Annotated in this window: 8 protein-coding genes, 7 pseudogenes and 1 other annotated feature; of the genes and pseudogenes, 9 read left to right on the forward strand and 6 right to left on the reverse strand. The window is 57.2% G+C overall.

Features of this window, described 5'->3' with window-relative positions; translation table 11 throughout:
- Positions 1-87 precede the first annotated feature (87 nt).
- The 4 genes and pseudogenes from QFZ94_RS40975 to QFZ94_RS40990 form a co-directional block, all read left to right on the forward strand.
- Positions 88-546 (forward strand): M20/M25/M40 family metallo-hydrolase, encoded by a 459-nt coding sequence (locus QFZ94_RS40975; protein ID WP_429463776.1) that lies wholly within the window; start codon positions 88-90, stop codon positions 544-546.
- A 312-nt stretch (positions 547-858) separates the two neighbouring features.
- Positions 859-1,530, forward strand: a pseudogene (locus QFZ94_RS40980) (pyridoxal-phosphate dependent enzyme); the annotation flags it as partial.
- Between the two features lie 50 nt (positions 1,531-1,580).
- Positions 1,581-2,818, forward strand: a protein-coding gene (locus tag QFZ94_RS40985; RefSeq protein ID WP_429458928.1) for an IS3 family transposase whose coding sequence is annotated in 2 segments (ribosomal slippage) — positions 1,581-1,884 and positions 1,884-2,818 — 1,239 coding nt in all. Because the reading frame shifts where the segments join, the coding sequence is not laid out codon by codon here.
- Positions 1,871-1,987 (forward strand) — a sequence feature (AL1L pseudoknot). (Overlaps the previous gene by 117 nt.)
- A 41-nt stretch (positions 2,819-2,859) precedes the next feature.
- Positions 2,860-3,255 (forward strand): annotated as a pseudogene (locus QFZ94_RS40990) (diaminopropionate ammonia-lyase); the annotation flags it as partial.
- Here the strand turns inward: QFZ94_RS40990 and QFZ94_RS40995 are convergent.
- From QFZ94_RS40995 to QFZ94_RS41020, 6 genes and pseudogenes are all read right to left on the reverse strand, one after another.
- On the reverse strand, positions 3,177-3,740 hold the full coding sequence (locus QFZ94_RS40995) for a hypothetical protein (RefSeq protein WP_429464347.1): 564 nt from the start codon (positions 3,738-3,740) through the stop codon (positions 3,177-3,179). The pseudogene QFZ94_RS40990 and the gene QFZ94_RS40995 overlap by 79 nt on opposite strands.
- A 220-nt stretch (positions 3,741-3,960) precedes the next feature.
- Positions 3,961-4,422, reverse strand: a pseudogene (locus QFZ94_RS41000) (IS5 family transposase); the annotation flags it as partial.
- Positions 4,423-4,724: 302 nt separating this feature from the next.
- Positions 4,725-5,642 (reverse strand): hypothetical protein, encoded by a 918-nt coding sequence (locus tag QFZ94_RS41005; protein WP_429463778.1) that lies wholly within the window; start codon positions 5,640-5,642, stop codon positions 4,725-4,727.
- A gap of 198 nt (positions 5,643-5,840) precedes the next feature.
- The gene (locus QFZ94_RS41010) at positions 5,841-6,419 is read right to left on the reverse strand and encodes a hypothetical protein (protein ID WP_368587387.1); all 579 of its coding nucleotides are present in this window, start codon (positions 6,417-6,419) and stop codon (positions 5,841-5,843) included.
- Between the two features lie 172 nt (positions 6,420-6,591).
- Positions 6,592-6,773, reverse strand: a pseudogene (locus tag QFZ94_RS41015) (DDE-type integrase/transposase/recombinase); the annotation flags it as partial.
- Positions 6,774-7,393: 620 nt separating this feature from the next.
- Positions 7,394-7,564, reverse strand: a complete 171-nt coding sequence (locus QFZ94_RS41020) for a hypothetical protein (protein WP_410852915.1) — start codon at positions 7,562-7,564, stop codon at positions 7,394-7,396.
- A 111-nt stretch (positions 7,565-7,675) separates the two neighbouring features.
- On the opposite strand from QFZ94_RS41020, the pseudogene QFZ94_RS41025 reads away from it, so the two are divergent.
- The 5 genes and pseudogenes from QFZ94_RS41025 to QFZ94_RS41045 all read left to right on the forward strand — a co-directional run.
- Positions 7,676-7,821, forward strand: a pseudogene (locus QFZ94_RS41025) (IS6 family transposase); the annotation flags it as partial.
- A 105-nt stretch (positions 7,822-7,926) separates the two neighbouring features.
- Positions 7,927-8,369: pseudogene (locus tag QFZ94_RS41030) on the forward strand (IS110 family transposase); the annotation flags it as partial.
- 380 nt (positions 8,370-8,749) lie between these two features.
- On the forward strand, positions 8,750-9,703 hold the full coding sequence (locus tag QFZ94_RS41035; protein WP_429462112.1) for an IS5 family transposase: 954 nt from the start codon (positions 8,750-8,752) through the stop codon (positions 9,701-9,703).
- Between the two features lie 188 nt (positions 9,704-9,891).
- Positions 9,892-11,174, forward strand: a pseudogene (locus QFZ94_RS41040) (IS4 family transposase).
- A 785-nt stretch (positions 11,175-11,959) separates the two neighbouring features.
- Positions 11,960-12,184: a hypothetical protein gene (locus tag QFZ94_RS41045; protein ID WP_429463780.1), complete on the forward strand. Its 225-nt coding sequence runs from the start codon at positions 11,960-11,962 to the stop codon at positions 12,182-12,184.
- Positions 12,185-12,237 lie beyond the last annotated feature (53 nt).

The following is a 12,237-nucleotide window of genomic DNA, read 5'->3' on the forward strand; positions in this document are numbered from 1 at the left end:
GATCGCGAGGTAGGTGGACGGACTTGCATCGCTCTCACTGACGATGAACATGCCGGTCGCGATCTTGTCGTCAGATGGATGCATGAGATGGGCCTTGATGTCCGCGTCGACCACCTCGGAAATATTTTCCGCACGTTGCATTCCGAATCAGATGACGGCAGCCAGCGTCCGCTGATTACGGGGTTCCACATCGACCCCGTTGAAAATGCCGGAACGCTGGATGGGTGTTACGGCGTACTGGCTTGGCTTACAGTCGTGAGAGCATTCCGTCAGGCAGGCATCAAGCCGCAGCGTTCGATCATTATCGGCGCCTCCACCAGCGAGGAAGGCATCCGCTATCAGCCAGACATGATGGGCTCGCTGGTTTTCGCTGGCGGACTGTCCATTGAAGGAGCGCTGGATACAGTTGGCATCGACGGCACCCGCCTTGGCGATGAACTCGAGCGGATTGGCTATGCCAGGCGACCTAGAGCCCGGCGCAGTCGTTCTGCACGAATGTCTCGAACTGCACATCGAGCTGGGTCCGGTTCGATCCGTGAAGCCTAGGCGCTCCGCCGAAGCTTCGATCGCATTTGCCAGTGCAGCATCGAATACGACCGGCTCGAAACCGGACCAGACGTTCGGCCATTATCCGTCGATGACGTCGGGCGCCGCCCATGACATCCAGATGATCGCGCGCATCGCGCCGGCCGCGATGATTCGTACCGAGCCGCGACGGCATCAGCCACAACCCTCGCGAACACGATCAGCTCATTGATGGCGCCAACGTGCTGATGGATGTCGTGCTCAGGCGTCTCGCAGAGAAGTGATAGATATCGGGTCGCCAATTCCCATCATTATTACTGGAGTATCACGGTCATGCTGGTAGTTAATCCACGCGCAACGCGCACCTCGTATCCCGGTGAGTTGAAACAGACTCTCAGTATCGGGAAAGCTCAGGAAAGTCGTGCCTGGCTTTCCTGCTGGGACAAGATCTCGCCCGGGCGAACGCCCTTGCGTGGGTTGCCCGGGCTGGCCGCCAAGCTCAAGATCGACAGCATCAGCATCAAGGACGAGTCGGCGCGCTCCGTACTGGGTAGCTTCAAGGCATTGGGTGCGCCAGTTGCACTGGTGCGCCTGATCCAGCGGCTTTGGTCGAACCATGATCTGGACGCTCGTGGCCTCTTCGAAGGTTGCTATCGGGATCTGCTGACGCATTTCACGGTGGTTAGCGCTACGGACGGCAACCATGGAAAGGGGTTGGCTGCCGCCGCGCAGACGCTGGGATGCCGTTGCGTGATCGTGCTGCACGCCAATGTCAGCGTCGAGCGCGAGAAGGCGATCGCAGCGTACGGTGCGGAGATTATCCGGATCACCGGAAACTACGATGAATCGGTTAAAGAGGCGGCTCGCTTAGCTTCTCTGAACGGCTGGCACGTTGTATCCGATACGTCATACGACGGTTATGAAGACATCCCGCGTGACGTGATGCAAGGCTACGGAACGATTGCGGCAGAGATTGTCGAGCAGAGCGATAGTCAACCGAACCAGTGAACCGCCCCGGGTTTTCCGGAGACTCCACTTCTTGAGAAAATGGAGCTATGGAAAACACGAAGAAGAAATCCCCAAGATACTCGCCGGAAGTGCGTGAGCGGGCTGTGCGAATGGTGCTGGAACATCAAGGCGACCGGGAATCGCAATGGAAAGTGATCGCGTCGATTGCGGCGAAGTTTGGCTGCTCGGGCGAGACGCTGCGTAGCTGGGTGCGCAAGGAGGAGCGGGATCGGGGTTTGCGCCCGGGCACGAGTACGCAGGAGCAGGATCGGCTCAAGGAACTGGAGCGGGAAGTACGTGAGCTTCGGCAGGTCAATGAAATCCTGCGCAAGGCGTCAGCGTATTTCGCACAGGCGGAGCTCGACCGCCGACCGAAGTGATGATCACGTTCATCGATGATCACCGGCACGTCTACGGGGTCGAGCCGATCTGCAGGGTGCTGCCAATCGCACCGTCGACGTACTACACCCATGTGGCTCGCCGCGCCAATCCTGACCTGGTGCCGCCGCGGGCCCAGCGTGACAGGATGCTCAAGGATGAGATCCGGCGCGCGTGGGAAGAAAACTTCCAGGTCTATGGCGCAGACAAGGTCTGGACGCAATTGAAGCGCGAAGGCATTGTCGTGGCGCGCTGCACGGTCGAGCGGCTGATGAAGCAGATGGGCCTGCGCGGCGTGGTGCGGGGCAAGACGGTACGTACGACAGTGAGCGATGGTTCGACGCCGTGCCCGAAGGATCTGGTGAAGCGGCAATTCACGGCCGAACGGCCCAATGCGCTGTGGGTTTCAGATTTTACCTATGTATCGAGCTGGCAGGGCTTCGTCTATGTCGCGTTCATCATCGACGTGTTCGCCCGACGCATTGTCGGCTGGCGCGTGTCGAGCTCGGCGCGCACGGACTTCGTTCTGGACGCACTGGAGCAGGCCTTGTACGAACGACAGCCGGCGCAGCAGGACGGGCTGATCCATCACAGCGACCGCGGCGTGCAATACGTATCGATCCGCTATACGGATCGGCTGGTCGAGGCGGGCATCGAGCCGTCGGTGGGCAGCGTGGGCGACTCCTACGATAACGCACTGGCTGAAACGATCAACGGCTTGTACAAGGCAGAGGTCATCCATCGCCTCGGACCGTGGCGCAATCTGCAGGCCGTTGAAATGGCGACGCTCGAATGGGTGGACTGGTTCAACAATCGTCGGCTCTTCGGCCCCATCGGCAACATTCCACCCGCGCAGGCCGAAGCCGCTTATTATGCAAATCTCGCTGGGTCTGCCGCCGTGGCATGACTCAAGCAAAATAGTCTCCGGGAAACCCGGGGCGGTTCACCGCGCGTGCGACGGGAACCGTCGACTCCGTGATGGCAGGACTCGCATGTGGTGAAACATCGCCGCTAGCATGGAGGTTTCTGCAGCCTGGCGTCGATGCATTCATGACGATCAGCGATGATGATGCAGTGCACGCCATGCGCATTTTGGCGGCAGGCAGCGATGTAGACGCACCCATCGTTGCCGGCGAGTCGGGTGTAGCAGGTCTCGCTGGGCTCATGGTATTGCTGCAGAACCAGCAGTTGGCGAGGCAAGTTGGCCTTGATGGCGCTTCCCGCGTATTGCTCGTCAGTACAGAAGGCGCGACTGCGCCTGCTACCTAACGGGAACTGGTCGGCGAGTCAGCCGAATCCGTCCTCGAACGCCAACTGGCTCGGTGCGCCAAAGCGATGGCCTGAGCGCACATGCGCTCGCTCGCGACCTGAACGTCCAAGCCGCGACGCGCGAAAAGACGCGGCGCAGTTACCAGTCCGCACTCCGGCAATTCGAGGTTGAGTGGGGCAGCTTTCTGCCCGCGAGCGCTGACATGATCGCGCGGTACCTTGCCGATCACGCAGAAACCCTGTCTATCAATACCCTGCGCTCGCGGCTTGCAGCGCTTGCGCAATGGCACCAGACGCAAGGTTTTCCGGATCCGACGAAAGCCCCGCATGTGCGCAAGGTCCTCAGAGGCATCGTCGCGCTGCATCCCGCAACCGAGAAACGGGCGAAGCCCATGCAGCTCGCGCAGCTCGAAAAGCTCACAGCCTGGCTCGATGAGCAGATCGTCGGACAAGCAGACGAGCGCGAGCGCCTCGCGTGCATTCGCAACCGGGCCTTGGTGCTGCTGGGCTTCTGGCGCGGCTTTCGGTCCGACGAACTCAGTCGGCTGCGGATCGAGCACGTAGCCGTTGAGGCTGGCCGCGGCATGACGCTGTACCTGCCGCGCACGAAACGCGACCGCGCGCAGCTGGGCACGACCTTCAAGGCCCCGGCGCTTTCACGCCTGTGTCCGGTGACGGCTTACGAGGCGTGGATTGCGGCGTCCGGCCTGACGGAAGGGCCCGTGTTCCGGAGCATTGACCGCTGGGGAAACATCAGCGACGAGGGACTGCATGGGGGCGTCTGCGCTTGCCCGGTCTCATCGCAACATGCCAACGAGCTGCGTCGGCCTCACAATGCTTTTCGATTCCCTGATACCCGGCGTCAGCGTAGACATCCGTCTCCTTGCCGTGCAGCAACGCCTGGGCAACGGTGGTGTCGTGCACATTGGCCGCCGTTCCAATGACTGTATGAACCAGTCCGGAGTCTGCGTCGACGCCGATGTGCGATTTCATTCCGAAATACCAGTTGCCGCCTTTCTGCGTCGAGTGCATTTCCGGATCCCGGGTGCCGGAACCGTTCTTTGTCGAACTGGGCGCGGCAATCAGGGTGGCGTCGACTGCGGATCCAGCCTTTAGCATCAAGCCCTTCTCCGTCAGGATCTCATTGACCAGTGCGAGCATTTGCGCGGCCAGCCCATGTGTTTCAAGCAGATGGCGGAACCGGAGAATCGTGCTTTCATCCGGCAAACGCACCATGCCGCCGTCGAGACCCTATCTACAGGCCCGCGAACGAAATCCGCGGCGCTGGTCCGGCGACGCCCGAACCTGGACGCCTGTCGCGCAGTAACACTGAATCCCGAGCGCGACTGCATCGTTAAAACACATACGCACTCGACTGATATAGAGCCATTGGCAACATGACCGAGGCGACAACTTGCTTGACTCGCGCCGACGGGAAACCGGCGCCACGCAAGGCCCACTTCGTCGGAGTCGATCGTCGAACCGGGGAAGTCTCAACATTTGTGCAATTTCGTACCAACTTTTCTTCGTTTGACAGACGCCATCTACGGACGTTTAACAGCCATGGTCAAAGCTGTGCGCAAGTTCGGCGTAAGCTCGACATCACCGCTGCTGACGGAATTCAGCGTTTCACGAACCAAGTCCGGATAGGCACCTTTGGAAAGCTGGCCGATAGCGATATTCGCAGCTTCCCCCGGGGAATTCAGCCGAAAGAGTTTTTGTACAGCGAGTGCACGTATCAACTCACTATCGTGGCCGTCCGCTATCTGGTTCAATGTCTGCTCGGCCTCACTTCTTAAGTTCGCGGCATCGAGAATGCTTGGTTCCTCAAGAGTGCCGATGAGATTCAGTCGCGCGACAGCGGTCCTCTCATCGGTCGTGGCATCGTTCCTCAAATCGCTCAGCGCCTTACTGAAGACCTCTTGAGGCGTTTGACTTGGCATGTTGAAGTAAGTCTCATACATCTCGGCATATTTGGATTCGTTTCTGCCCTCCCAAATGGCATTTGCTTCTTGCAAGACTATGTCTCTGCCAATTGCAGAATCAACTAGGATGGATCGAAGAATGTCTCGCTCCATGCCCTGTTCGGCAGGCATGTCGTGATAGAACTGAGTCACAAGCTTTGCGACCTCGGGGTCATTTTCCAAAGCAATCTGCAGCCGAGCCCGAAACTCATCCAGCTCATTCTGAGACATGTTGCCGCGATTCACGATCTTCTGAAAGATCGCACGAAGGCTCGCGTCAATTTGTACAGGTGTATCATTGGATGCCGCTCCGGAGGGCTTGTCATCGGTGGCCAAACTGCCGCCGGCATTAATGCCATCGGGCCACGCAATTCCCTCTTTGCTGCTTGTCGCGGTGGCTTCGGAAGACCTCAAGTCTGTGGGCTTGTATGCGCGCTTCGCTTGCTCCGAACTTACCGTGGGCGCGGCGAGAAATAAGAGGTACCCTGCCACCACCATCAGCAAGCATCCAACTATGGCTAGATGGACTCGACGCCGTGAAGTTAAATTTATATTGAAGGACATAAGTTTTATTTGTAGATAAGGAACGTCAGCCGTCTGATACAGTGCACGCCTCGCTCTTGGCGGTATCGTGGCGACACCAAAGACACTCCGCTGTCTCAAGCCAATGAACGAGGCGAATCGCGATCTGAGTAACTAAATGCGCTGATAGTTGCAGCTACTGCCACGCCACTCTGGCAAATATCCTTCACGATCATATGCGCCACCGACGTATGTGCAACGCCAACTCTCCCCCCCCATCCAATCGGAACGCCATCCCGCTGGGCAGCTTGACTGCAAGGTGAGGTAGTTATCCGCTCCGATCACGTGGACTTTCCCCCATCGTTCGCTGAAGTTGATGACTGCGCGGCCCTTCCAGCCCGGGTTAGGGCCACAAGTGACCGTTTCGCTACGAATATTGCATGCAGTCCATGACTTATTGATCCCGACATCGATCGCCATTTCGCCGATTTTTATCGGCATTCCCCACTGCGCACCGATGTTAAAGCTGGTGGTGTGGCATGACGAATGGCCTGTCGTTAACGCCACGGTTCCACAGCTTCCTCCAGAGCCACCGAAACAATAGTGCCAGTCCGATCCGTCCAAGGAGTAGCCGTGCTGGCTTTTGCCGATCCAACCCAAGAACCGGGTGTTAAGCGTCTGCGCGCTGACGGGGCCGTTATAAACGTCCAGCCAAGCAGCTATCAGCAGAATTAATATCTTCTTTGATGCCACGGAAGATTCCTCTCTTGGTTTGGGTTAAGGCTACGCTGATCAAGCCGCGTAAATGCGACTTGTTGTGACCAAGGCATGCATAAATTCTCGAGATCGCGAATAACCGCCCAAAAAGCGGGTTCTGTCGCAGTAAGAGCGAGAGGTCGGCCAAGTCCGATATGGTATGGATTCCTTATCCAGCCAGTGAATAGAATTGCTGTGCGGGAGTTTGACCAACGCCGCCATCGTCCATCTGCCCCTTGACGATCATGTGCATAACTTCGATGCCGCCCAACAGGATGCGGCACAACGAAACCTTTTGAACCCAAGCATCGGTCGAGTTCGGCGCTTGATCGCCCGATGATCCTGTTCGAGAGGGTAGGGTCGAGAACTGGCGCGCACACGGTAGGCTCCGGTGGTCTCTCCACCGCTTTCGTGGTGGTCCTCAGTCCGGAAATGCCAGCGAACCGCGCAGCTGATGACGATGGCAGGGAAAGCGGTGGCCGTGATAAAGCGACTTTCTTTTCTTCATCGCTTCATTCTACCCCGCTCCTGCGTCACCCTAACAGAGCCCGCGGATCACATGCCCCTTTTCTTTGGCTAGCTGAGCACACTTAATGGCTAGCGTACCACTACCGACAATAACACTAGACACTTTTGATAAGGTTGAGCGCTTATTCGCCCCATGATCCGGGCGCACCAAAGGAATACAATGCGACATCTCAATCTCCCAGCCAAGACCGGGGGCATCTGGCCAAGCGCGCCGCCGTTACGACGACACCAGTCACGATAAGCATCGAAGTCAATGCCGACCACTGAAATGCGGGTTCGCGAACACTATCGAAAGGCTAGTGCGTTGACGAGTTCCCGGCGACTCACGAACATAGACCCCTTGTTGCTGATGTCGCGATTTCCCCCATACCCGCCAGAGCGGGCAAGCGTTCGCATGCACGTCAAGTCCACGCCATCTGCGAGAATAAGCTGAGCGCGCCGCTTCAGATCACGATTGCCGCCCGCAGATGCCTCACCCCAGCCAAACTACCGATCAAGAAAGACTTTGTGCGCGCACAACCAAAAATCAAAACACTACGGGCCGCACGACATTTGCTACCAACATACCACCAATCGCGAATCGAATGGATATCAATTGTTTTTTCGATATCCATTCGAGTTTCTAATATCGCCCAGTTCTAAGGTTTTTAACAGCACCCGAGTTGGCGGGGTTTTGTCGCATTAGCGCGGTCAAGTAAAATCGTCGACCACAACGTATGACAAGCATGATGGCAAAGACGAAGACGCCGAGCAAGATGCTGCCCGCCGGCATTGGCAAGGTATTGAAGCGGCTGCACTACCCGCTGGACGTGACCTGCTGTGCGTCCGGTGGTACGTGGCGTACTCATTGAGCCTCCGTAACCTCGAAGAATGAAATGAACGCGTCCCACCCCGTGACCGATCCTCACGGGTCAACGGCATCGATGTGCCCAAGTGGCAAATAGGAAGCTTTCCAAGGCGACCGGAGGATCCAGTGATGAATCGTACAGCAGTCGGTATGGACATCGCGAAAAACGTGTTCCAGTTGCATTACATCGATCAGGAAACCGGCGAGATCGTGAACAAGCCGATCAAGCGAGCAAAGTTCCTCGAGCACTTCGCGAACCTTACGCCGTGCCTGATCGGGATGGAAGCGTGCGGTGGTGCGCACCACTGGGCTCGGCAACTGACGACGATGGGCCACGAGGTGAAGCTGATGCCGGGGGGGGGGTTGTGAAGGCGTTCAACATCCGAAATAAGAACGATGCAGCGGAGGCCCGGGCGATCTGGCTGGCAGTACAGCAGCCAGGCAAGCCGGTAGCGGTAAAAACCGAGATGCAGCAAGCGATGCTTGGGCTGCACCGGATGAGGCAGCAACTGCTCAAGTTCCGAACGATGCAGATCAATAACCTTCGAGGACTGACGGAATACGGCGAGGTACATATGCGAGCATGCTCTGCCCGTCATCCTTATCGCGACAGAACCCGGCGGTTCGTATTGACTTGTCCGGGAACGACAGGGAAAAAGTACTGTCGGCCTCTGAGAGAATGTTCCTGATCGGGTGTGATTTCTTCAATGATATTGAAAAAGCGGTCTACAATATTGAGCAACTGGTACCTGCCACCTAAATCATCAGGTGATGCGACGGCTAGGACCATCTCTTTATACAGAAGTAGCGCAGTAGCAGCCGTTTATCCTAAAACGCATTGAGCGATGCACCGGCGTGACCGGGGTTGTTAAGGAATGTCTGCAAAAGTCCTGGCATTGACGCCCCGTTCAGCTATCCTGGAAGCATCGCGAATTAGTTGAGGAGAAGAGTAATGTCGCAGTTGGGTCTTCACCTGGATCTGTCAACCAAGCGCACGCGCAAGCGGGAATTTCTCGATGAGATGCGGCGTGTCGTGCCTTGGTCGAAGCTGATTGCGCTGATCGAGCCGCACTATCCGGCAGGCAAAACCGGACGGCCGCCTTTCCCGATCGCGACGATGCTGCAAATTCATTTTATGCAGCAGTGGTTCGGTCTGTCGGACCCTGCAATGGAAGAGGCGCTGTACGACGTGCCGCTGTATCGCGAGTTCGCGGGTCTCGACGGCGGCATGGTGCGTTTGCCGGATGAAAGCACGATTCTCCGGTTCCGCCATCTGCTTGAAACACATGGGCTGGCCGCGCAAATGCTCGCACTGGTCAATGAGATCCTGACGGAGAAGGGCTTGATGCTAAAGGCTGGATCCGCAGTCGACGCCACCCTGATTGCCGCGCCCAGTTCGACAAAGAACGGTTCCGGCACCCGGGATCCGGAAATGCACTCGACGCAGAAAGGCGGCAACTGGTATTTCGGAATGAAATCGCACATCGGCGTCGACGCAGACTCCGGACTGGTTCATACAGTCATTGGAACGGCGGCCAATGTGCACGACACCACCGTTGCCCAGGCGTTGCTGCACGGCAAGGAGACGGATGTCTACGCTGACGCCGGGTATCAGGGAATCGAAAAGCATTGTAAGGCCGACGCAGCTCGTTGGCATGTTGCGATGAGACCGGGCAAGCGCAGACTACTGGACCAGAGTAATCCTCTGGACGCGATATACGATCAGATCGAGCGGCTCAAGGCCGGTATCCGTGCCAAGGTTGAGCACCCGTTTCGCGTCATCAAGCGGCAGTTCGGCTATGCGAAGACCCGCTATCGCGGTTTGATGAAAAACACTGCCCAGATCACCACGTTGTTCGCTTTGAGCAATTTGTGGATGGCGCGCAGAGCTTTGCGAAACGCTTAAGATGGAGCCGGTGCGGGCATATGTTTCACCGGTACAGCCTCCGACTGGTGACTGTACCGGGCGATCTCCGCACAAGGAATGTCGTCGCCGTTCAGACTGCGATGCGTGTGGAAAATCGCCGCTACGAAAACGACTTCTGCAGAGCTTCCTTAACGGCCAGAATTTCGCGCTTACTCTCGACTTTTCGAATGCGGATTCGTAATGAGCCGGGGTCATGGGTGGACGAGGAATTTGAAACACTGGATCTGGGCGACCCGAGGCGGGATCGTCGCGCGAAGGAACTGCTGAAGCGGTCCGCCGCGCGTCCCACGGCGAGTATTCCGGGTGCCTGTGAGGGCTGGGCCGAGACCATGGCGGCATACCGGTTTCTGGGCAATGAGTCACATTGACTGGCGCGACATGATGCACCCGCACTGGGATCGCACCGCTGTGCGCATGGGCGAGTTACCGGTAGTCCTGTGCGTGGCTGACACGACAGAGCTGAACGTCAACGGGCAGGATATCGAGGGCGCCGGCCCGCTCAGTTATGAAGCGCAGGTAGGCATGTACCTTCACGCTACATATGCGGTCACACCGGATCGCGAGGCGCTGGGTGTCATGAACGCCTGGATGTGGGCGCGCGAGCCGCGCGACGATAACGGCCGGCGTGGCGGCGTGGCGGCGTCTGCGAAAGCGTACGATGGATAGAACGTTAAAGGAGATCGTGGCGCAGCAGGTGGCGGCCATGCCGGGCACGCGGCTGGTATATGTGGCCGATCGCGAAGGTGATATCGCCGCGCTCATGCAGCGTGCGCAGGAGTTGGGCGAAGCGGCTGACTGGCTGATCCGCTCCCAGCACAATTGGGCACTCAAGGGCGAAGCAAAACCGTGGGAGACGGTACACGCGAGCGAGGTGCTCGGTCATGTCAGCTTCGTGCTGCCCGGGCGGGGTCGCCAGAAGGCGCGTGAAGTGAAGCAGGAACTGCGAGCACAGCGCGTGAAGTTACCCGGGCGCGGCGGCGTCGAACTGAGCTGCATTGAGGCATGTGAAGTGGATGCGCCCACTGGCGTGAAGCCCGTCGTCTGGCGCCTGCTGAGCAACCGCGAAGTGCCGAATGCACATGCCCTCACCGAACTGATCGACAGGTACCGCGCGAGGTGTGAGATCGAGATGTTCTTCAATGTGTTCAAGAACGCCTGCCGGGTTGAAACGTTGCAGCTCTCGCAGATGGAGCGCGTGGAGAAGGCGCTTGTACTGTATATGGTGGTGTCCTGGCGTATCGCACGGCTCATGCGGCTGGGCAGGACCAGCCCGGAACTGGATGCTTCGCTGTTATTTGAGGCTGACGAGATACACGGCGCTCACGTGCCCTCAAAGAAACCCCGCCCGAAAAAGCCACCGACGCTTAACCAGATGATACGGATGATCGCGTCACTGGGCGGATTCCTCGGGCGCAAGGGCGATGGTGAACCCGGAGCGAAGATACTGTAGATTGGCATGCAGCGTGTCATGGATGCGGTGATCACCATCCAGATCCTGCGTGACGGGTACGACACTTCTGTATATCGAGACGGGCCAGGACGCCGTCGCTATTAGAACTCCGTTGTCGAAGATATGGCTTGACGACCTATATGGCAAATTCACGGGATACATATGATATCGGCACTTCTAGGTAAGGTTGCGTTTGACGAGCAACGACTGGCCAAGGACCTAGCACTGTTAGAACAACATCCTCCCGCACCGGAAGTGTATTCGGAGTTTCGAGTTGGCACATTCCATACATACAATCTAAGAAACCCTTGTTCGGAGATAAACGATACGAGGCTCAATGCGGGAAACAAAGATGCAGGGTCTACGTCGCTCGGTGTGCAACTGACTTATCTCGATGAACTGCTCAACGTTCTCTTCGAGCCTTCTGCAATTCGTATGGTACGTGTGATGAAAATTCACGCGGGCATGCTATTCCCGAACCGGGATATGGTGGAGTTCGGCGAGGCTGGACGCAAGTTCACGCGAGTCCCACGTCATGCTCAAGACGAATCCAACTGCATTGCACTCGGAGTCGTCCGATGTCTTTCGAATGGAAGCGGAAGACATCGGGTTTCTGCATGTACATGGGACACATGCTGCGATCAATCGCGAAGTCGGCCCGCGATATACGATGGTGGTCGATTTGAATGAGAAGTTCGATCTTCGCTCATTGTCTACGCGACCCGGTGTCAGACCATCCACGCCGACAATGATAAGGCGCAGCGAGCTTACTTATGAGGAAATCGATGAAAAAACTGGTCAGCCGACAAAATGTACTTGATTTTTCCAGTTTTTTTTCGAAATTGCATTTTTACAAGAAAATTTCAGTTGGCCACTCGTCATCCATGACCAGGGAATTTTTCTCTGGCACCAGCGAGGAAGCAACAGCCTCTGAGTTCATAGATTTCCTGGTGGAAAGTAGAGATTTTGACGAGCGATTTCCTCTAAACGAACGCTGGATGTGGTGCTAAGCATTGTTCCGGTAATCAATGCATCGTCGAGATACTGGTCAGTGAAGTATTGA

This window comes from Paraburkholderia sp. JPY465, assembly GCF_050436725.1.
In the GTDB taxonomy this organism is placed as follows: Bacteria; Pseudomonadota; Gammaproteobacteria; order Burkholderiales; family Burkholderiaceae; genus Paraburkholderia; species Paraburkholderia youngii.